This window comes from Corynebacterium kroppenstedtii DSM 44385, assembly GCF_000023145.1.
Taxonomy (GTDB): Bacteria; Actinomycetota; Actinomycetes; order Mycobacteriales; family Mycobacteriaceae; genus Corynebacterium; species Corynebacterium kroppenstedtii.
The window spans coordinates 1,863,439-1,884,155 of record NC_012704.1; the positions used below are offsets into that span (position 1 = coordinate 1,863,439).

25 protein-coding genes and 1 pseudogene are annotated in these 20,717 nt (G+C 57.1%); 18 read left to right on the plus strand and 8 right to left on the minus strand.

Annotation, left to right across the window (positions count from 1 at the left end; all coding sequences use genetic code 11):
• Positions 1-276: 276 nt before the first annotated feature.
• The 3 genes from CKROP_RS07775 to CKROP_RS07785 are packed head-to-tail and all read left to right on the plus strand — an operon-like array spanning position 277 to position 2,890.
• Positions 277-1,257 carry a metal ABC transporter substrate-binding protein gene (locus CKROP_RS07775; RefSeq protein WP_012732187.1) on the plus strand — a complete coding sequence of 327 codons (981 nt, stop codon included), beginning with the start codon at positions 277-279 and terminating at the stop codon, positions 1,255-1,257.
• On the plus strand, positions 1,257-1,988 hold the full coding sequence (locus CKROP_RS07780) for a metal ABC transporter ATP-binding protein (protein WP_012732188.1): 732 nt from the start codon (positions 1,257-1,259) through the stop codon (positions 1,986-1,988). The genes CKROP_RS07775 and CKROP_RS07780 overlap by 1 nt, the downstream gene beginning before the upstream one ends.
• Positions 1,985-2,890 (plus strand): metal ABC transporter permease, encoded by a 906-nt coding sequence (locus tag CKROP_RS07785; protein WP_012732189.1) that lies wholly within the window; start codon positions 1,985-1,987, stop codon positions 2,888-2,890. Before CKROP_RS07780 ends, CKROP_RS07785 begins: the two co-directional genes overlap by 4 nt.
• A 6-nt stretch (positions 2,891-2,896) precedes the next feature.
• On the opposite strand, the gene CKROP_RS07790 is transcribed toward CKROP_RS07785, so the two are convergent.
• Together CKROP_RS07790 and CKROP_RS07795 are read right to left on the minus strand one after the other, a co-directional pair.
• Positions 2,897-4,264 carry a glutaminase gene (locus tag CKROP_RS07790; RefSeq protein ID WP_012732190.1) on the minus strand — a complete coding sequence of 456 codons (1,368 nt, stop codon included), beginning with the start codon at positions 4,262-4,264 and terminating at the stop codon, positions 2,897-2,899.
• A gap of 27 nt (positions 4,265-4,291) precedes the next feature.
• Entirely contained in the window at positions 4,292-4,852 is a 561-nt protein-coding gene (locus CKROP_RS07795; protein WP_012732191.1) for a GNAT family N-acetyltransferase, read from the minus strand.
• A 201-nt stretch (positions 4,853-5,053) separates the two neighbouring features.
• On the opposite strand from CKROP_RS07795, the gene CKROP_RS07800 reads away from it, so the two are divergent.
• Positions 5,054-6,514 carry a cellulase family glycosylhydrolase gene (locus tag CKROP_RS07800; protein WP_012732192.1) on the plus strand — a complete coding sequence of 487 codons (1,461 nt, stop codon included), beginning with the start codon at positions 5,054-5,056 and terminating at the stop codon, positions 6,512-6,514.
• Between the two features lie 65 nt (positions 6,515-6,579).
• Here CKROP_RS07800 and CKROP_RS07805 read toward each other — a convergent pair whose 3' ends face one another.
• From CKROP_RS07805 to CKROP_RS11725, 4 genes and pseudogenes are all read right to left on the minus strand, one after another.
• Positions 6,580-6,972: a DUF3017 domain-containing protein gene (locus CKROP_RS07805; RefSeq protein WP_012732193.1), complete on the minus strand. Its 393-nt coding sequence runs from the start codon at positions 6,970-6,972 to the stop codon at positions 6,580-6,582.
• Positions 6,972-7,826, minus strand: a complete 855-nt coding sequence (locus CKROP_RS07810) for a bifunctional methylenetetrahydrofolate dehydrogenase/methenyltetrahydrofolate cyclohydrolase (protein WP_012732194.1) — start codon at positions 7,824-7,826, stop codon at positions 6,972-6,974. The genes CKROP_RS07805 and CKROP_RS07810 overlap by 1 nt, the downstream gene beginning before the upstream one ends.
• Positions 7,827-7,988: 162 nt before the next feature.
• Positions 7,989-8,375 (minus strand): DUF1304 domain-containing protein, encoded by a 387-nt coding sequence (locus tag CKROP_RS07815; RefSeq protein WP_012732195.1) that lies wholly within the window; start codon positions 8,373-8,375, stop codon positions 7,989-7,991.
• 172 nt (positions 8,376-8,547) lie between these two features.
• Positions 8,548-8,640, minus strand: a pseudogene (locus CKROP_RS11725) (hypothetical protein); the annotation flags it as partial.
• Positions 8,641-8,982: 342 nt separating this feature from the next.
• Between CKROP_RS11725 and CKROP_RS10785 the strand changes: the two are divergent.
• From CKROP_RS10785 to CKROP_RS07885, 14 genes are all read left to right on the plus strand, one after another.
• Positions 8,983-9,447 (plus strand): phage terminase small subunit, encoded by a 465-nt coding sequence (locus tag CKROP_RS10785; protein WP_012732196.1) that lies wholly within the window; start codon positions 8,983-8,985, stop codon positions 9,445-9,447.
• 3 nt (positions 9,448-9,450) lie between these two features.
• Complete coding sequence (locus tag CKROP_RS07825; RefSeq protein ID WP_012732197.1) at positions 9,451-11,067, plus strand: terminase large subunit domain-containing protein; 1,617 nt, start codon at positions 9,451-9,453, stop codon at positions 11,065-11,067.
• Positions 11,064-12,542, plus strand: a complete 1,479-nt coding sequence (locus tag CKROP_RS07830; protein WP_012732198.1) for a phage portal protein — start codon at positions 11,064-11,066, stop codon at positions 12,540-12,542. Before CKROP_RS07825 ends, CKROP_RS07830 begins: the two co-directional genes overlap by 4 nt.
• The gene (locus tag CKROP_RS07835) at positions 12,543-13,268 is read left to right on the plus strand and encodes a VG15 protein (RefSeq protein WP_012732199.1); all 726 of its coding nucleotides are present in this window, start codon (positions 12,543-12,545) and stop codon (positions 13,266-13,268) included.
• A 92-nt stretch (positions 13,269-13,360) separates the two neighbouring features.
• Positions 13,361-13,924, plus strand: a complete 564-nt coding sequence (locus CKROP_RS07840; RefSeq protein ID WP_012732200.1) for a hypothetical protein — start codon at positions 13,361-13,363, stop codon at positions 13,922-13,924.
• A 29-nt stretch (positions 13,925-13,953) separates the two neighbouring features.
• Entirely contained in the window at positions 13,954-14,382 is a 429-nt protein-coding gene (locus CKROP_RS10790; RefSeq protein WP_012732201.1) for a hypothetical protein, read from the plus strand.
• Complete coding sequence (locus CKROP_RS07850; protein ID WP_012732202.1) at positions 14,382-15,440, plus strand: major capsid protein; 1,059 nt, start codon at positions 14,382-14,384, stop codon at positions 15,438-15,440. Before CKROP_RS10790 ends, CKROP_RS07850 begins: the two co-directional genes overlap by 1 nt.
• Positions 15,441-15,458: 18 nt before the next feature.
• On the plus strand, positions 15,459-15,842 hold the full coding sequence (locus tag CKROP_RS07855) for a hypothetical protein (RefSeq protein WP_012732203.1): 384 nt from the start codon (positions 15,459-15,461) through the stop codon (positions 15,840-15,842).
• A 25-nt stretch (positions 15,843-15,867) separates the two neighbouring features.
• Positions 15,868-16,188: a hypothetical protein gene (locus CKROP_RS07860; protein ID WP_237698410.1), complete on the plus strand. Its 321-nt coding sequence runs from the start codon at positions 15,868-15,870 to the stop codon at positions 16,186-16,188.
• A 2-nt stretch (positions 16,189-16,190) separates the two neighbouring features.
• Positions 16,191-16,481 carry a hypothetical protein gene (locus tag CKROP_RS07865; protein ID WP_012732205.1) on the plus strand — a complete coding sequence of 97 codons (291 nt, stop codon included), beginning with the start codon at positions 16,191-16,193 and terminating at the stop codon, positions 16,479-16,481.
• A complete protein-coding gene (locus CKROP_RS07870) occupies positions 16,478-16,855 on the plus strand; it encodes a hypothetical protein (protein ID WP_012732206.1) in 378 nt (125 codons plus the stop codon). The genes CKROP_RS07865 and CKROP_RS07870 overlap by 4 nt, the downstream gene beginning before the upstream one ends.
• An 83-nt stretch (positions 16,856-16,938) precedes the next feature.
• The gene (locus CKROP_RS07875; protein ID WP_012732207.1) at positions 16,939-17,931 is read left to right on the plus strand and encodes a phage tail tube protein; all 993 of its coding nucleotides are present in this window, start codon (positions 16,939-16,941) and stop codon (positions 17,929-17,931) included.
• Between the two features lie 50 nt (positions 17,932-17,981).
• Positions 17,982-18,611: a hypothetical protein gene (locus CKROP_RS07880; protein WP_012732208.1), complete on the plus strand. Its 630-nt coding sequence runs from the start codon at positions 17,982-17,984 to the stop codon at positions 18,609-18,611.
• 2 nt (positions 18,612-18,613) lie between these two features.
• Complete coding sequence (locus tag CKROP_RS07885) at positions 18,614-19,891, plus strand: hypothetical protein (RefSeq protein ID WP_012732209.1); 1,278 nt, start codon at positions 18,614-18,616, stop codon at positions 19,889-19,891.
• Positions 19,892-19,961: 70 nt separating this feature from the next.
• Here CKROP_RS07885 and CKROP_RS07890 read toward each other — a convergent pair whose 3' ends face one another.
• Together CKROP_RS07890 and CKROP_RS07895 are read right to left on the minus strand one after the other, a co-directional pair.
• Positions 19,962-20,231 carry a hypothetical protein gene (locus CKROP_RS07890; RefSeq protein WP_012732210.1) on the minus strand — a complete coding sequence of 90 codons (270 nt, stop codon included), beginning with the start codon at positions 20,229-20,231 and terminating at the stop codon, positions 19,962-19,964.
• Positions 20,232-20,381: 150 nt separating this feature from the next.
• Positions 20,382-20,633 (minus strand): hypothetical protein, encoded by a 252-nt coding sequence (locus CKROP_RS07895; RefSeq protein ID WP_012732211.1) that lies wholly within the window; start codon positions 20,631-20,633, stop codon positions 20,382-20,384.
• Positions 20,634-20,717 lie beyond the last annotated feature (84 nt).

Consider the following 20,717-nt stretch of genomic DNA (forward strand, 5'->3'; position numbering starts at 1 on the left):
GAGCAGGACCGTGGACATGCTGGAGCTATCAAACTAGGGCCACCGAACCAAGGCCCTTGACAGCCTCGGCGGGTGGACATAAGGTTCCCCCCAGTTTGAAAATACATTGCATTGAACTTTTATAATGAACACGATGAATTTTTTATTCAGGGGGTTGGTATATCCGGGCACTACCTTCCGCTAAATCCCTGATAAACGGACATATCCACCACGTCCCCAATCCCCAAGAAACGACAACCGAAAACTAAGAACTAACACCCGAACGTAAGGATTCACATGGCTCCCTCACTCGGCGCTTCCTCCCCGACGCATAATCCGCGCTCACGATCCACCGCATCCAAACACCCCCGTCGACACGCAAAAATCCTGCCCGCCATCGCCGCCGCGCTCGTCGTCGGGCTCACTGCCAGCGGCTGCAGCGCCCTCTCCGACGATGACAATGGGAAGAAAGACGTCTTGGCAACGTTCACGGTCCTCGCCGACATCGCCCGGAACGTCGCCGGCGACCACGTCAACGTCAACTCCCTCACCAAGCCCGGCACCGAAATCCATGGCTACGACCCCACCCCGTCGGACCTCAAATCGGCAGCAAAAGCGGACCTCATCATCTCGAATGGTCTCGGGCTCGAGCACTGGTTGGACAAGCTCACCAGCAATTCCGACGCCAAACGCGTCGTCGCCACGGATGGGATTGAGCCACTCCCGATCACCGACGGTGAAGCCAGCGGCGAGGACAACCCGCACGCGTGGATGAGCCCCACCAACGTGAAGAAGTACGCGACCACCATCGCGAAGGCTCTCGGGGACATCGATCCCGACCACAAAGACGACTACAACGACAACGCGAAGAAATACTCCGACAAGCTGGACACCATCGGTAACGACCTCCGCGCGGACCTCGAGACCGTCCCCAAGGACAAGCGCGCGCTCGTGACCTGCGAAGGAGCGTTCTCCTACTTAGCCAAAGACGCGGGGCTCACCGAGCATTACATCTGGCCCGTCAACGCGGAAACCGAAGCCACACCTCAACGCATGAAGGAGACCGAGGAGTTCGTGCGCGAACACCAGGTCCCCGCCGTGTTCTGCGAATCCACCGTGGACTCCGGCCCCCGCGAACAAATCGTCCGCGCCACCGGGGCAAAAGACGGCGGCATCCTCTACGTCGACTCGCTGTCCGACCAAGACGGCCCCGTCCCCACCTACCTGGACCTCATCCGGTACGACGCCGACACCATCAGCAAAGGACTCACCAGCTAATGCAGGCCGAAACACCGCGAAAACCCCTGGTCAGCGTCGATAATCTCGGAGTGACCTACACGCACAACTCCGGCGAACCCGTGACCGCACTGCGCGACGTCACCGCGTCGTTCTTCCCCGGAAGCATGACCGCGATCATCGGGGCGAACGGCGCCGGCAAATCGACGCTATTCAACGCCATCACCGGCCAACTGCGCCCCACCACCGGGACCCTGACCGTCGACGGGCGCATCACCTACATGCCGCAAACCGAGGCCGTGAACTGGGATTTCCCCATGACCGTGCGCGACGTTGTCCTCACCGCATTCCGGCACCCCACTCGCGACAACAAAACCACTGCCGACGAGGCGCTGGCCAGCGTAGGAATGACCGCCTACGCCACCCGCTCCATCCGGCAGCTCTCCGGAGGGCAGAAGAAGCGCGTTTTCATCGCTCGCGCACTCGCCACCCAGGCGCCGATCCTCATCTTGGATGAGCCCTTCGCCGGCGTTGATCAGGACACCGAAGAAGTCTTATTCCGCGTGCTCACCGCCCGGCGCGATCGCGGCGCCCTCATCCTGCTTTCAACGCACCACCTCGGCACGCTTCGCTCGATGGATCGGATCCTTGTCCTGCAAAAAACAATTATTAGCGACGGGGCACCGGACGACACGCTCTTCGCCGCTTCGCCCAGCGTTTTGTTGGGAACCGCGCTGATGGAGGATATGAGGAAGGACGGCGACGCAGAATGAACCCCTTTGCGTTAACCGGCGCGTTCCCTGACACGTTTTCTGGCGCACCGATCCACGCATCACTCGCATCAGCGTTTATCGAACCATTCACCTATAGCTTCATGCAGCGCGCTGTCATCGTCACCTCTGTGACGGCACTGTGCACCGGACTTCTCTCCGCCTGGATAATTCTGCTGGGATGGTCGCTCTTAGGCGATGCGATCTCGCACGCCGTCCTTCCCGGCGTCGTGATCTCCTACATCCTGGGCACCCCGTTCTCCATCGGCGCGCTGATCGCCGCACTGCTCACCGTCGGCCTTATCGGAACCATCCGCGGAAAAACAAACCTCAAAGACGACACCGCCATCGGCATCGTCTTCACCACGTTTTTCGCGTTCGGTCTGGTACTCATCTCCATGACGCCGTCGACAACCGACCTCCACTCCATCCTCTTCGGAAATCTCCTGGGTGTGCGGCAATCCGCCCTCATCCAAGTTGTCGTCATCGCGCTACTGGCGTCGGCACTTGTCCTGATTAAACGGCGGGACATTACTCTCTGGAGTTTCGACGCGATCAACGCCCGGTCGCTCGGCATCAATCCCACACTCATGCGCGGATTCATGCTGACCATGCTCGCGCTCGTCATTGTGGCGTCGATGCAGGCGGTGGGCGTGATCCTCGTTGTCGCCATGCTGATCACCCCCGGCGCGATCAGCCTTCTCATTTTCGCGCGCATGCGCAGCACCCTCATTTGGACGCCGGTTATCAGCTGGGTGACGGCCATGAGCGGCCTGCTAATCAGCTACTGGACCGACGTATCCAGCGGAGGCATGATAGTGGTCGTGCAGGGCTGCACATTCATGGTCGTATTCGCGACGAAACACTGGGTTTCGCGTGTGCGGCACCAGGCTCATCAGGCCTAACGTCGGCTATTTCTTCTTCCCTTTCTTAGCGGACTTACCTTTCTTCCCCTTCTTACGCTTCTCCGGCTGATGGGCCCTGAGCTCCGCGCGATCCTGCACAACAATGACCTGCCCACCATCACCTGGATCGGGCTTCGGAATAACATCCGCCGGGTCGATCAGATACACGCGCTTCCCGTCCAGAGTTAAACGGCGAGCCACCTCCAGAATCATGCGCCGCGCGACCCCATCCAACGCGTGAACATCGGTCAAGTCCAGGGCCACCGCCGGCTCTTTAATCGTCGTGCTAGAGAACTCGCGGACAATCTTCTCCGCACCAGCGAAACGCAAACTCCCCTGGATCGAATAGACCTTGATCTTTTGCGGCTTCACCCCCTGCGACTTTTCGTCGTCAGTCAGGTCCTGGACCAGCACCGTCGTGTTCCGGATCACCGTCTGCACCGACGGCGGAACCTCCATGAGGTGGATCCCCATATCCCGGGACATCCGCTCAAACAGGCGGACGCCACGCACACTATTGCCATGCTCGTCCAGCCGAGGCGAGAACGTCGCCACCCCAATCTGACCAGGCAACGCGCCGATCAAACCACCCGCGACGCCCGACTTAGCCGGGATGCCGACCTGGGTCACCCAGTCGCCCGCGGCGTCATACATGCCGCACGTCGTCATGACGCTCAACACCTGGCGGACCACGCGACCCGACACCACCTTCTCGCCAGTGATCGGGTTGATGCCCTTATTCGCCAAGGTCGCGGCCATGATCGCCAGGTCCCGCGTCGATACCAGAAGAGAGCAGGACCGCGTGTAGCCCTCCACGATCACGCGCGGATCCTGGGGGAATATGTCGTAGCTGCGGAGCATGTGGGCGATAGACAAGTTCCGGTGGGCATGGTCCAGCTCCGAGCCGCACACCCGCTCATCAACCTGCAGCCGACGGCCAGCGAAGGCTGACAACCCGTCGATGATCCGCTGCAAGCGCTGGCCCTGGGTCCAATCGTCGCCGCCCACCAAGGAATGCGTCGTCAGCGCGCCCGCATTAATCATCGGGTTGAGCGGGCGGCCTTCCTCGTCTAGGGACACCTCGTTGAAAGCCTCACCGGACGGTTCCACGCTGACACGCTTCAACACGTCACGAAAACCACGGTCTTCCAGGGCAAGCGCATACACAAATGGCTTCGCGATCGACTGAATGGTGAACTCGGTCTCGGTATCACCCGAGCCGTACACCTTGCCGTCGATCGTCGCCAAGCTCACACCGAATCTCTCGGGGTCAACATTGGCTAGTTCCGGAATGTAGCTCGCGGGAGCACCCCGATCACCTGGGCGAACGTCCTCGAGAACCTCGTCCAAATAATCAGTGACCATGGATTTCATAGAGTTTTGCTCCGATCATTAGTCCGATCATTCATACGTATGAACCATCACCGTGTATGTACTACCCTCAGACTCCCTTGTCGTCACGTAGCGAAAACCAAGTTTCTCATACAACGCCTGGGCACGGTCATTACCCTTCTCTACGCACAAACTCACTCCGGGGCGCCCATCATCCCGCGCCTGATCCAGGGCAGCCGTCAATAAGCGACGCCCGAGACCCTCGCCAGTGTGACCTGGTGCCAGAGCGATCGCCACCTCCGGATACTTCTCCTCCACGAAACCGGTCCCCGGATCCTCTGCGGTAAACGTACGCAACCACGCCGCACCAATCGGCTCACCATCCTGAACCACAATCACTCCGCCCTGGTCAGGGGTCCACTTGCCGACGTAGTGACAGTCCGATTCGGAAAAGTCCCGCTCCTGGGCAGCGTCCTCATCGCCCCACGTCTCCGTCAAGTGGTTCATGCGGATAAGGAAATCCCTATCATCCTCCTGAGCGCGCCGGATGGTCACATCCTCGTCACCACGGGAAGCCTCCGAAACCGCCGAAACGCGTGAATCGCCTGAAACGTGTGAAACCCCTGCCATTCTTCCTTTAACCTCCTCATAGATGAAGCGACGTGCTCACGGGCCGACCGCCGCCTAAGCACAACGCCCCTACCCTAACGCCCGAGCAGCTCCCCCGCGCCACACCGCGCATCGTTTGCAACACGTACCCGCGGGTTGGCGGCAACACATAGTCGCGCACTGTTCGCCATCATCGCAGCCGCCGTGCTGGTGGCGTCGGCAATGACTTTGATACCACGCACGGCCCAGGCCGGAAGCCAACAGGAACCGGCCTCCATCACCGCCCGAGAGCACATCGGGCAAAGCGGAAAATGGTACACCGACGGCAACGGCCGCGCGGTCCTTACCCAGGGCGTCAACATGGTGTACAAACACCCGCCGTACACCGCCGAAGCCGGTAGCGTCAACGAGGACGACGCCGATTGGCTTGCCAAGGAAGGTTTTGACTCCGTCCGCCTGGGCATCATTTGGAAAGCCGTCGAGCCCGAACCGGGACAGTACGACGACGCATACCTGGACTCTATCGCGAACACTGTCAAGATGCTGAGCAAACGCGGCATCATGACGCTGATCGACGCCCACCAGGACATGTACAACGAGAAGTTCGAAGGCGAGTTCGCCCCTGACTGGGCGGTTATCGACGACGGTCTGCCGAGCCTGCTGAAAGTCGGCTTCCCGACGAACCAAGCGGTCAACATCGGCCTGATCCGCGCCTATGACAACTTCCTGACGAATAAGCCCGGCCCCGGTGGCGTTGGCCTGCAAGAACGCTATGCTGCCATGTGGAAGCACGTCGCCGAGAAAATGGGGTCGCTACCAGGCATGATGGGGTACGACATCATGAATGAACCGTGGCCCGGCAGCGCATACCCGCTGTGCTACCTCGCTCTCGGCAATTGTGGGGCGGCCACCCAGCACCTCGACGCGCTCCACCAAAAGGCCGCGGATTCCATCACCGCCGCGGACCCCCAGGCGATCGTTCACTACGAGCCCTACTCCATGTGGAACATGGGCTTCAACACTCGCCCGACGGCACCACGCGTCCCGGCATCTGCAGGAACCGCGCTCAGCTGGCACGTGTACTGCCCCACCAACGCCATCGCTGGCACGTACACCGGATGCACCATCCCCGACGGCATCACTTTCGACAATGCCGACAAGGTGTCCGCTGCTAACAACTCGGCGACGCTGCTCTCCGAATTCGGCGCGACCGACGACGCCGACACCCTGCTCGGCGTCACCAACCTAGCCCGCCAGCACCTCACCGGATGGCAGTACTGGTCCTACTGCGGGTGTGACGATCCAACCACCCAAAACCAGAAGGAACAAGGCATTGTCGCTGATCCCACCGTTGGTGGGCCGGTCACTGCCGACGCTGTGAACAAGGACAAGCTCGCCATTGTTGCGGCACCTCACCTGCGTGCTGCTGCCGGTACGCCGACATCGACGCACTGGGATCCGAAGGCAAAAACCTACACGGCCAGCTGGACGACGGACCGCGTGGACGGCAAGGGAACGTTCGATAAGGACATCACCAGCGAGGTTGTCGTTCCTACCGTGAACTACCCCAACGGGTTCAGCATCAATGTTGAAGGTGGGACGGCTGAGGTCGCTAAAGACGGCACGACGGTGCATGTCACGGCGCACGACAAGAACGTGCGGATCACGATCACACCGAAATAGTGTTGCGAGGTCGACGGGGCGCGGCCGGTTGTGATGACCTGGCAGGTCCAGATCACGCGGCCGGCCTACCCGGCCATCGCGTCCATCGACACGGCTAAGTACAGCACCACCAGGCCCACGCCGAAACAGAAAGCAACATCAAAGCGACGAGACCGAACGGAGAGAACGCCCAAAGTTTCCGAATCGCACGTCGCGCGGGCGATGGCCAGCCACACCATGCTGGCCCCCATCACAAATGACCCCCGACGCCAGTGCTCGAACGCAACGAAGAGCGCGGCAACAGACATCCCGACCACAAAAAGGGCCACCACGATGCGCTGGTACACCAACGGGATCCGGGAGACGAAGTCCCCGTCGTGAGGATTCGACAGCATCGACTTCTGCGAGGTGGTCCCCCTCAGGTGGTCCCCCCACTTCACGTATGCGTCGGGAATGCGTGTCTTCCCAGTGCTACTCATTAAGCTATCCCCGCCAAACGCTCACCGCGTTCCACCACATTCGCCATCAGGAACGAACGGGTCATCGGCCCGACGCCCCCGGGGTTCGGGCTCACCCACGCTGCTTTATCCCACACATCGGGCGCAACATCGCCCGTCAGCTTGCCGTCGACACGAGAAACACCCACATCCAACACGGCGGCACCGGGCTTAATCATGTCCGCGGTCAACATGTGTGGTTTACCAGCTGCGGCAATAACGACGTCGGCCGCGCGAGTCTCGGCCACCACATCTTTCGTCCCGGTGTGACACAGGGTCACCGTGCTGTTCTCGCTTCGACGGGTGAGCATCAAGCCGAGCGGTCGGCCGACGGTAATCCCCCTGCCGATAATGACGACTTTCGCACCATTGAGCTCCACGCCGAAACGTCGCAACAAATGAATGCAGCCATTGGGCGTACACGGCAGCGGGGCCGGCTCATTCAGCACCAGCTTCCCCAAGTTCACCGGATGCAGGCCATCAGCGTCTTTCTCCGGGTCAATCTGCTCCAACACAGCGTTTTCGTCCAGGTGCTTCGGCAACGGGAGCTGAACAATATAGCCGGTGCAAGCATCGTCGGCATTGAGCTCATCGATAACGGCAGAGAGGTCCTCCTGGGAAATATCCGACGGGAGGTCCTTACGAATGGAGCGGATGCCGATCTGCTCGCAGTCCTTGTGCTTCATGCGGACGTACGCTTGGCTGCCGGGATCATCACCAACCAGCACTGTGCCTAAACCCGGCTGGTAACCAGCATCTTTTAACGCTGCGACACGACGGGTGAGATCCTCGATGATCTCCGAGCGGTACAAACGTCCATCAAGCGAAGAAGCCATGCCGACAGTATAACGAACCCGCTTATTCTCGTTTCCGGATTCATTCTGGGAGCTCTTCGGGTTCTTTCCGGGTTCTTTCCGGGTGGAAAATACGGGTACGACGTAGGCGCTTTAGTTTTTCGCAGCGCTCAGGAGTTGCCCCCCGGTTGTGCAGCACTGTTGCTACGCACAGAGTCCGATGGTGATGAGAATGACGGCGAGCAGAGGGAGTGACCCCTGTTTGACGGCTGCACTGCGCTTGTCGGGTGACCATATCCACAAAACGAGCGCCGCAGCAAGCATCGACCCGACGCCGGCGAGGGCTAAGGCACCACCGACGGCCGTCGCCCCTGCGACCAGGAAACCGAGGGCTACAAACACCTCGAAGGCGAGAAAGAGGTTATAAAATCCCTGGTTAAAGGCTAGTTCCTTTGTAGATACTGCTTCGTCTTCGCTCATCCCGAATACTGATCGCGCGCGAGAACCAGTCCACGCCACCGACTCTAAATAAAAGATGAACACATGAAGGAGGGCCGCAAGAGCAGCAACAACTGCACCTAAGAAGATCATGAGTGGATACTCTACTTAACGTCCCTAGCTAACGTGTCTGCAGATGTGGCAGGGCTGTCGTCATGCACGAGTTTCGTACTACACGGCGGACACACGCTGTCGATCGCACAATCCCGGCGCGAGCGGAATAGCGAGAGCGGTTAAGCCCTCGCCCGCTACTCCGCTTACCTCACTACTTCAGTTCCTTAGAGCTCAGCCCCAGCTCGCGGCGGGCAACAACCAACTGCTGGATCTGCTGCGTTCCCTCGAAGATGTCCAGAATCTTTCAGCTATTTTCATTTAACCTGCTACTTTGCCATATCTGCAGGTCAACGCGATTCGGTTAGTATGAGTATTACCGTTAATAGTGTGGCTACACGACCTCGTGCGGATTTTTTGCGGACTTTTTGCGGACTTTTCCACCCCGTCACAGACCGAAAAAGACAAAAAAGGGGACTCGAACGCACAGTCAGAGCCACCCTCGCAACACCCCACAAATAAAAGAAAGGGCCCCAGGCTGAAAAACAACCCAGGGCCACAGTCCCCCCTAGCGCAGCTGCACTCCCAGCATAACACACTATAATCGAACACGCATACGAATATAATCCCATAGTCAGGAGGAAAACCTATGCCAGGACGGGGACCAGCACCCAAAAACCCAAACGCACGTGCGAGAAGAAACGAACAAAACATTCCGCAACGGGAAATCGTTGTCTCCTTTGTCCCCCAACCCGCACTCGAAGACATCTACGGAGACACCAACCCGGCAACACAACAACCCTGGACAGACCAAACACTCCAATTCTGGGACACCCTCGCCACCTTCCCACCACTTAAAACGCAAGGCCTCCAACAAACACAGTGGCTCGACCTTGCCCGCACCATGGTCATCGACGACGCTTTCAACCGAGGCGACACCCGACTAGGCCCAGAACGACGACTACAACTCGCCCAATACGGCATCACACCCGACAGCCTGGCACGCCACCGCATCACCATGGCCACCGCTGACGAAGCAGAAGACAAGCGCCGCGCCTCCCGCGCCGCCGCCGACGTCCGAGGCCGCTACCGCAGCCTGAAAGCAGTTGATTAACCCATGCCATTTAAACCCAGCGAGGCCGGAGAATTCCCCTCTCTCGGGTGGGAATGCCTGGCCTGGATAGAGGAAAACCTCGCACAACCAGACTCCGCCGAATACAGGCCACTCATCCTGACCCCAGACCAAGCCAACTTCCTCATCCACTACTACCGACTCGACCCGGAAACAGGACAGAGAACATACACCCGAGGAATATTCTCCCGCCCCAAAGGCTCCGGAAAATCCCCACTCATGGGCGCTATCGGAGCACTCGAAGCGCTCGGCCCCGTCTGCTTCGGCGGATGGGACGCAGCCGGACAACCAGTCGGAATCCCCTGGTCTCACCACGTCACACCACGCATCCAATTCGCAGCTGTTAACGAAGACCAGTCAAAAAACGCCTACGGGCCACTCCTCGAAATGCTCCGTGATGGGCCAGCAGTAAACAACTACGACATCGACCCCATGGAGAGTTTTATCGCTCTACCTCGCGGCCGCATAGAATTCATCACCTCCGGCGCTTTATCTAAGGAGGGTGGCAGGCCAGTGTGGGCGGCCCTCGATCAGACGGAATCATGGACACGCTCAAATGGTGGTGTCGCACTAGCCGACACTCTGCGACGCAACCTCGGAAAAGTGGGAGGACACTCCATTGAAACACCGAACGCATTCCGCCCCGGATCAGGCTCCGTAGCAGAGAAGACATTCCAGGCTGTCGAACTTGAAAAACAGGGGCGGCTCAAGCGGGAAACCATCCTGGTCGACCACAGGGAAGCCCCCGCCGACACTGATCTTTCCGACCACGACTCCCTCTATCAAGGGCTGGTCTATGCCTACGGGGACTCAGCACGAGATCGGGGAGGCTGGGTAGATATTGAACGGATTATTACTGAAATATGGGACCCGTCGACCGACCCGTCCGATTCCCGACAGTTTTACCTTAACCAGATAGTGTCAGCCTCCGATTCGTACCTTTCTCACCTTGAGGTGGACGCCATCGAGGATCGTGGCAAAGCCATCCAGCCAGGCGATAAGGTCGTGCTCGGTTTCGACGGATCACGAGGCCGTGTCCGAGGCAACGCTGACGCAACCGCCCTGGTGGGGATGCGCGTTTCGGACGGGCACCTTTTTGAAATTGCAGTGTGGCAATCACCAACTCCCCGTGATCCCACCTGGGAACCAGATGTCAAGCAAGTTGATGCGGTTGTTCGAGACTGCTTTGACCGATACAAGGTGGTCGGCATGTACTGCGACCCGTCCGGGTGGACCGAGCATGTGTCAAGTTGGGAGGCGACGTTTTCACCGAAACTCAAGGTTCGCGCCACCTCGGATCATCCTATGATGGCCTGGCCTCGGGGGAAGACAGCGGCTGTATACCAATCGTTGACCCAGTTTCGGCAGGCGGTTGTTCACCGTGAGATCAGCTATGACGGTGGCGCTTATCTTCGGGCCCACTTGCTTAATGCGCGGCGGCGAGAAGTACGAACCGGATATTTGCTCTACAAATCATCTCCGGAATCTGCTGATAAAATTGACGCAGCATATGCAGCGGTCATGGCCTATAAATGCTACCTTGACGCTGTGTCACGGGGGATGACGAAACATAAGAAGAGAAGGGGGTCGTTTGTCCTATGACCGGTGGACTAACGCAAACGGAAGACGACATTCTAAGCCTACTGAGCAGTCAGGTCGGATCACACCGAGCCAGCAACGAGCGGCTAGCCGCCTACTATGACGGCACACACCGAGTCCGGCGAATCGGCGTAGCTGTGCCACGCACCCTCGGAGATATTGGGGTGGTATCAGGCTGGCCAGCAACCATCGTCGATACCTATGGCGACTTGCTACGCATGGACGGCTTTATCTCCCCAGACTATCCCGACCAGATGCGCACCATCACCCGCCGGTTCAATGTTCCGCTGCGCGTCTCAGAAGCCATTTTAGACATGCTGATCTTTGGGCTAGGCCTACTTGCTGTCGAGCCGGACACGACGGGCCAAGTCCGACTGCGCTCCGTGTCGCCTATGTCCGGATCACTGTTGTGGGATGATGCCACCAATAGTCCAGTGGCTGGCTACCGACGGTCCGGGGTTGATTCACAAGGCTATTATCGCGAAGTCCTCTACCTACGTGGGCAAATCGTCATCGTGCTGCAGGATACAACCCGGATTCAATCAGTCCAGAGATACCCCATCCCCGACAACGGGTTCCCCATGTTCAGGTTGCGCAACAGGCTACGCACCTCCCACTGGTCAGGGCAATCAGAAATCACGCCAGCCGTGCAATATCTCACCGACGCAGCAGCTCGAACACTAGAAAACATGGAATACAATTCCGAGTTCTATGCCTCACCTCAAAGGTGGGCTACGGGGGCCTCACCCGAAGACTTTGGTTACGACCCTGACGGCATGTCTGAATTTGACCGCGTTGAGATGGGGTGGCGCACGTCCATCGGCAAGATGCTCGTCCTCAATGGCGACGAGGACGACCAAAAGCAGCCCAGTGTCGGGCAATTTGCCTCCTCACCCCCGACCCCATTCATTGAACAGGTACGAGCCTATTCCCAGCTCATCGCCTCGGAATCGAAAATCCCGGCTCAGTACTTCGGATTCATGACGCAAAACCCGCCATCGGGTGATTCCATCCGCGTGTGGAAAGAGCAGCTTATTCGCGCCTCAGAAATCAAAACCGAGCTGATGAACCCGGACTTGATTGCGCTCGCTCAGGTACTAGCTTCGCTGACTGAATTTGATGATGAGGTGGATGCGGATCGGTTAGCCGATAACCTCGAGGTGGATTGGAGAGACCCGGCGACAGCGTCGAAAGCCGCAGATGCCGACTGGGCACTCAAACTCCTCTCCGCTGGTGTCCTCTCCCCTGATTCTCAGGTTTTGCTCGAAAACCTGCATTTCTCTGCTGCTGATCGTCTGCGAATTGAGCAGGAAAACCGGGGGAAGCGTCTCTCTGCTCTCGCGAAGGTCATGGCTGCATCCAAAAAGGACAGCGACCAATCCAGCTCCCCCAACGACACCGAAGACGGGGCGACCGAAGCAGAACAAGCCCCCTCTCCCGATGAGAACGCCAGCCAAGACGCGAAAGAGGGAAGATAAATGGCCACCGTGGATGTTGAACACCCGTGGACATCGATTACCCCAGTGGTCGATCAGATTACGACGCTGGCCATTCGTGAACTCAACATGGAGGCCGCTACCATCCCGGACGTCACCGACAACCCTTATGAGCAAAAAGACCTGTTACGGCAGCTAGCGCGGGAGACCATCGACGCCTATGGCCTATCAGTCACGGACGCGACAATGGCGTGGCTCGAGGAGCAAGAAGAATATATGGGAATGCGCCCGGTGGCGTGGGAGCCGAAGAAAGTTGATATTGATCGTGTGGAAGCCCGGATGGCCCATGACTTCGGACCGTTGTTCTTCGAAGAGGATGGGTATGCCACCACGGTGAAGAATTTGGGTTTTCTTGTCTCTGACGAGTTGTACGGTCGGCAGCGCAAGACGACGGAGTTGACGGCATGGAACGGTAATGGGGCGTGGGCTCGGGTGGCACATCCGGGTGCTTGTGCGTTTTGTATGTTGATGGCGTCACGCGGTTTTGCCTACAAAACGCGGGAAACCGCAGGCGGTGGTCATGCGGGGGCGCATTATCACGATCATTGTCGGTGTCTGGTGATTTGCAAGAAGCGAGGGAAGGTTGAGCTTCCTGACAGCACGATTCGGGCTCAGAAGATTTATGCCGAGGGGCGGGAGCAGTCTCCTACTGGCAAGCCGGAGGATATTTTGTCATCTATGCGAAAAGTTGGGAATCTAAGCCATTGAACGTATGTGCTAAAATGTGTGATGATTGCGGTACTGTCCGGAAGGGATGAATGCCATGATCGTAATTGACACAAGCACATAGAGGAGTAGCTGTGACTGCACATGAGGGGGATCACTCCGATCAGGAGGCCGAAAAGGTCTCTGGAGTTGAGGACTCTGCATCCGAGGCCGAAAAGGCGGAGTCGAATTCAAGTTCTAGTGACTATCGACAAAAGTATGAGAAGATGCGCGCCCATTCCCGCACATGGGAAACACGGGCAGAGAAGTCGCTTGAGGAAGTCAAACACCTTACAGCCCAGCTTGACTCGTTGAAAGATGAGAACGGCAAGCTTGAGGAAACGGTGGAGGCACTTCGCTCACAATTGTCGGAGGCGACGAGCCAACTTGCTGAGGCGACGCGGCATCACGATCTGACAACGCGCATTGCAGATTTGGGCGGCAACATTGGTCAGCTCTTTGATTCGAAGCGCTTTTGTAAAGCAGTAGACGAGTTGGATCTTGATGCCGATGATGCAGACTCCACGCTGAAAACGCTCATCAAGCAGCACAGCACTGCTACCGCCCCTAGCTCGTCACTGACATGGGAGCAGCCCGGCCAGGGCATTTCGAAAGGTGAAGAGCTGTGGAATCGCCGTAAGGCACGTCGGGGGGCGTAACATCATTCATCAACTATTCGGGGGGAATTATGCATATTCGGCCAACATTTGACCGGTATTCTCCTAGTGACCTGTCTTGGCTTGGTTCACGTCATGCTGTGGACAATGCGGAGACGGGAACATTGGGGGAAAAGACAACCCATATTCGACGGGCAGTTTTACCGTCGGGCACCGCTTTGCACCGTGACGGCGACTACTGGCTTCCGGTGACATCGAAAACGCAGTCTGTGGACGGTTTTTTGCTCACTGACCAGGACAATGTTCCTGGAGAGGTTGTACCCATTGTGTGGCATGGCCGTATCCGCGTTGATCGTCTTCCAGATTCAAACAACCGCGTGAAAATCGCAGAATGCGATCATCCTGAGTTCACTTTCGTTCACGAGCCGTCCGATTCTCTATGGAATGAGGATGGCTCGACGAATTTTGATCAGGTCGGATCACTGCGAGGTGATATTTAATGGGATCGTCACAGATTTGGACTGAGGTTCTTTCCCCTCAGGATTTAACGGTGTATGCCAACCACTACCTCACTGACCTTCAAGCCAACGGGTACTCCCTGTCCGCCTATTTCCCCGATCAGCTGGTCAATGACATTTTCTTCGCCTGGAAAACCGAGGAAGATACGAACCGGCTGGCGGAGGTACGTTCCGCCGATGCGGAGACTCCTATCGGGTCGATGGGCGGTGGCCATAAGGCCACAATGCAGCTGCCCCTCATTGGGCAGAAAGTCCGCATCAACGAGATGGACCAGCTGCGCAGCTTCCGGCAGGGCAATGCCGAGTTCCAGGAAGACGACATGACTAAGGCCACTGAAACGGTCGTCCGTGCGGTGGCTAATCGTGTGGAAGTGGCTCGTGGCGATGTTCTCACCACTGGCCGCGTTCGTTACGCCGAAAACGGCGCGATCGTTGATGCAGGTATTGGCCGCGATAAAGAGTTCGAGGTCACACCGAAGAAGCATTGGGACGATCCCAACGCTCCGGCGCTTGAAGACATCATTGATTGGGCGATGGCGTATGAGGATGCTAATGGCACCAAGCCGGGCACGATCATTGCTTCACCCAAGGTGATCCAGAAGCTGCAGGTTAATGCGCAGTTCCGGGACTCTGCGAATACGACAGGCGAGTTAGCTCGCGTCTCTTCTGGGGCTATTAATGCTGTGCTCCAGGACCAGGGGCTACCGGCTATCACCTCGTATTCGAAGTCGGTACGGGATGGGAATGGTTCTCGCCGCATCCTGGACGAGAACACCGTGTACTTCCTGCCTCCTGAGACTCAATCTGGGCTGTTGGGCTATACGGTGTGGGGCCAGACTGTGGAGATGAATTCTCCGGAATATCAGCTCACTGGTCTAGGCCAGATCGCTGTGGGTGCGTGGCGCGAGAATGATCCGATGGCGTATTGGGTTCGTGCGAACTGTGCTGTCCAGCCGATTTTGACGAATCCGAATATGGCGATGGTCGCTCATGTCGTCAAGCCGGAGAGCACACGTAAAGCTGCCAAGGTCTCGAAGTAGTCAGTGAGGGGCGGCACTGTGGATGTATATTGCACGGTCAGCGATGTGACGGATCGTTTGACGATGGAGCCTGATCGAGATGATCGCCGGTTTATTCGGGCGATGATTGATGAGGCCACTGTCGCCATTGATGCCTATATGGGTGGTCATGTGGGTGATGATGTTCCGTCTGCTGTTCGTGTGGTGTGTGCTCGGGTTGCCGCTCGTGCGGTCAGTCGTGGCTTATCCACTGCCCCGGTGGGTGCTGAGTCTCAGTCTTTTACTGCTGGGCCGTTTTCTGCCACGCAGAATTTCGGGTCGAACTCGAATGGTGGAGGCGTGTTTTTGACTGCTGAGGACAAGCGGATGCTTCGTTCTGTGGGAGGTGGCCGTCGTGGCGCGTTCACGGTCTCGTTGTACTAGGTCGGGGTTTCCCCTGCCTTTTACAGTGCAGGTGTGTCATCGCGAGGATGCGGGGGTTGATGCGTTCGGCAATGCCACGAGATCGTGGGGCGCGCCGGAATCTGTTCGGGTCGCTGGTTGGTTCATTGATAGCTCGGACGAGCATGGTCCTGATGATCGGGATGTTCGGCGGGTGGATTGGGCTGGTTCTTTGTTGGCTCTTCCTGGCTGTGTTTGTGCTGGGGATCGGGTGGAGCTTGGTGGTGCCTGGTTTCTTGTTGCTGATGGTGGCCAGGATTACACGCATGGGCCCTGGTGGGATCCGGGTGTGGTGGAGCATAAACTTCATGTTTTTGAGGAGGCATAGCCGTGAGTGACCGTGTTGAGTGGAAATTCAACCATCAGTTTTTTAACCGTGTCCTCAAGGAAGATGGCCAGACACGCGCGCTTGTCGATGCCAAGGCCGAGGAGTTCCGCCAGAGAGCTGGGTCGCATTGCACAGTGCTCCCTGCGATTCAGGGGAAAACGCGGTGGCGGGCTCTTGTGGTGCCCACTCCTCACGATTCGGAGGCCTATGCGTACGAGCTGAAACATAACTCGATGCAGAAGGCTGCGGGTGAGTATCCAGTCGCGGCTAACCATCCAAGGAGTACAGAATGAGGCATCCTACAGCCGTCGTGGTCTCGTGCCTAAAGAAATGGTTCGTCGGCTCGGAGTACGAAAAGGTCCATGTCGCCACCAAAGTGCCTGCGAACATTCACGGCCCTGTTGTGCGGGTGGACAGTGCGCCACCTAATCGGGAAACGCCGATCACAGACCGGACGCGGATCATGCTGCAGGCCTACGGGGATGACGACCAGGCCTGTGTCGATCTTCTGGCTGCCTGCCTTGACGGTCTAGAGATGGCGTATCGAGCTGATCTAGCCGTCATGGCGTGGGAGACCGATACCGAGCCATATAACTTCCCTGATCCAGATCGGCCGGGGGTAGTCAGGTGGCAAGCGGCCGGTACTTTGTGGACAACGTTAAGCTAATCAATATTCATGTATAATACGAGGTGGCTTGTGCTTTAAACGAGGAAAGCCACTCGGGGATTCATACTTTTGGGGGGATTCGCATGGCACGTATGCGACAAAATCTTGTTGTCGGCGCGCCCGAAGTGAAAAGTGGCGGGGCTGCTTGGATCGGGCAAGCTGACATCAATCCGCTTCAGACTCCGCATTCGGCGTCGATCCGGGTAGCAGCATTGCCTGCTGTCAATCGGTTCAGCCCGGCGGGCTACATTTCTGAAGATGGCGTGACGAAGACTGTTGACCGGGATACGGACAATGTTGTGGATTGGAATGGCGACACGATGGCTGTTCTGCAGTCAAGTCATTCTGTCCAGGTCAAGGCTAAGTTTCATGAGATTGTGAATTCTCATGTGGCGACAGCGATGCTTGGTGACGGGAATTTCCGTTCACGCCATGACGGCCGGGCAGTCCAGATGATTGATAACGCCACTGATACCCCGTACCGCTCCTATATTTTCGACATTCACGGCGGTGACGGGCTCAAAGGCAGATTGTTCATTCCGAATGGGCGCGTGTCAGAGCTGGATGACCAAGTGTTTTCTCGCTCTGAAGTAGTCGGGTTTGATGCCACGATTGAGTGTTTCCCTGACGATAACGATAACAAGCTCTATACCTACATTGATCGCCGTGAGGTCAAGCGCGATGAAGATGACCGCTTCCCTGACGATGGTCTGCCGGTGGTCTCACTGGCTGAGATCGAGGAGATTGTTCGCAGTGCGCTTGATGGCTTGCCAATCTCCCCTGACTTGGTTGCGGGCGTGTTCTATTCCCTTATCGATGGTAAGGGCGGGCTGGACCTCGATTTCATCGAGAAGCTTGTTAACCATCTGCGCCCGTTCGATGGCGTCGATGACATTCTTAAGCTTCTGGCCGATCTTTTGGAGGGAGCAGATACGTCCACGTTAATTCACGACGTTGAAGCCCTCCCGTTCACTCCGCTGAACAAATACAACCGCTGGTCCCAGGCTGTTGTTGACCTGCTCACCGGTGCCGGCGGTCGCCAAACGATAGATGACCTCACTGGGGGAATTATCTGACCTGCTCTGTTGAGCATTGTTCGTAAAAACGTTTTTGGAGGTTTATTCCTATGGCTGACAAAGAAAGCCTTTTGTCACAGATCACTGAGTCGATCCGCGATCTTCAGCAGCAGGGCGGTGTGGAAAAAGACACTGCCGACTCGTTGTCAGGCATGTTCACGAATTTCAACGGGCTGATCGATAAGTTAACTGAGTCGATCCCCCAGCAGGTGTCCATGCTGGGCCGCACGGTCAAAGACGCCAAAACACTGGCCGATGATGTCAAGCAGATTCTTGGTGGGCCGCTCGTGTTCCCTGGTACTGGTGTTCCTGCCGCTATCAAGAGCATCGAGGATGCAAAGACAACTCTTCGTGAGCAGGTTGCTTCCCAGTTCGGGGATGCTGAGGCTCTGCCGAAGCAGGTTGCCGATCATGTGGACGAGTTAGCGCAGAACGCTGGAAAGGTGGGCGCTGCCGTCGATGAGTTGGTGAACTCGACGTATGGCAAGAAGCTGTTCGACGGTATTACTCCGGGCGATGGTTTCCCGGAGTTGGTCGGTAAGTTCGACCATCTCACTGAAGGTGACCGTAAGAAGATCACTGACTTGGTGACCAGTATTGGCACTGCAGCGAAACCGATGGGCGGCACGATTGTCGACATTTTGCGCGCTGTTCACAACGAGAACGAGGGGGCTAAGTAAATATGGAGTATAAGTACACTGACCGCGATTCGTACGGTGAGTTTTCTCCGTCGACTCTGATTGATCGGTTGGAGTCTGCCGGCGTAATTCCGCACGAGATGGCAGACGCTCTCACCCAAGCTTCCAGCGCACTACTGAACTTGGGTGATGATACTCGCAGTGAGGTTGAAAAGGCCGTGTCTACTCTTGTAGGAGAAGCTGAAAGCGGACAGGAAGTTCTGGATACGCTCAAGGCCAATATTGATACCGCTATTCATGAACCGGACCCGCTGAAGAAGGTTGCAGACTTCACGTCTGCAGCGGATGAATTGGTGGATGGGTTCGAAGCCCAGCTCAACCACCTTGGTCTGGAGAAGGCTTCTGACCTTTCTGAGATTCGTTCTGTTGCCCGTGATTTTGCTGAGGCGTTAGATACGCTGAATGCTTCCGCACCTGTTGCTCAGGTGGTCAAGAAGTTGCCCGGTGGTGCGCTGCCTGGCCATGTTTTGGAAGCATTGGCTGAGCTTAAGCAAGATGAGTTGGACGAGCTGGCGAAGCATTTTGACGCTGTCACGGAACGTGGCAGCAAGCTTATTGCCGAGCTGGCTTCCTTGGGCGCTGATGAGGCTGTGCGTAAGGCTGTGAAGGCTGCTGAGGGGCTGTCACCCTTGCTGGCTGTGGCTTTGGCTGCAGGTTCCGTTGTCGCCCAGGGGGCCGAGGCGGTCAAAGGCATTGTTGACTTCGGCGTGGCGGTGAAGGCTGCGCTTGTCAAGGGCTTGTTCACCGCGGGTAAGGGTCTTTTAGCTGCTCCGGTTATCGCGCAGTTTAAGTCTGTGAAGAATCTGCCGTTTATTGTTGTTGCGCTGCAGATGTTTAACCACCATGAGGTACGCCAGGCGCTGCTGCACGTATTCAATGATGTGATTGTTAATACGTTGACGGCATTTAACACTAAGACGGTAGTGAAGGCTGTGCGCGCGGCGGTTGATTTCTTGGTTCTGTCTACTCCGATTCGCGTTGCGGTGCGTGATAATAACCTGTTGAGGATTGTCAACGGTTTAAACATTGGCCGTATCTTGTTTAACGTGTTCCTGCTGTCGCGGCTGCCTCAGCTGGGTCATTTGCCGGTTCGTGGCCTGGGTCTACGTGGTGTGGAGACTTTGGCTGCTGGTTTGTTCGCTAACTGGCGCATGCTGAAGACCGTGTTGACGCCGCTGGCGCTGAAGCCGAGTGTTCTTATCGGCGATGCGGTAGCATTAGTGGTGGTCGCGTACTTAATTGTAGGTGCACTGACCGTATAGGGAAATCCATGGAGACTAAGGGGCGAGGGTTTATCCTTCGTCCCTTTTCTTCTGAGTTAACTTGGCATAGTTAACAAACAGCCGCTCTTGGCGTTGACGCTCTGTGGTGAGCTTGCGGGGTGCGCCCCGTCGACGCTCTCTTCGCGCTGCGTTGGTACAGGTAGAGGTCGCGGGCGTTGACGCCGAAACAGTCGAGCAGGTCGCCCCAGAATTGCTGGTCGTGACTCGACTCGGTCGCAGGCCGATTTTCCGCCCTCCACTGCTCAATGTGGGCAAGCCACCGGAGCTTGAACTCGATGAGGTTATGGCGAATCATAGCGCGGTCGACGGCGGTGGTCATGGGAAATAGTTAGTATAGCTGACGGTATTTTTGCGGGTTGGCTATCACAAAACCCCCACACATGTAATGTGGAGGCCCTTTTCTGAAAAACGATAGCACGCACAGTCAACCACATTGACTGTCACTACAATGCTAACACGTAAAGTCGTGCTAGATAGCGCTCACGTTGATGTCCGGCAGGCTCAGGTCATTGAGGAAGTTAGACGGTTCGGTCTTCTCAATGGATGGGCTGAACTCATTGCTGAAGGAAGTGGTTGGGCTGAAGTCAACACTGACATTCTCGGGGGGTGCCGGCATGTTGATTTGCGGCAGGTTGATTTCCGGCTGTCCGGTGGAGAAGTGCACCATGAGGTCCTTAATAGGGCCGGATACAATGTCGTTGATTTGGAGCAGAAAATCCATGGGGTTTCCTTTTCTTGCGATGTTCGAGGGAGACAGTGTGGTGACTACGCCGTAACTGTCGTAAAAAATGTTAACGAAGGGGGG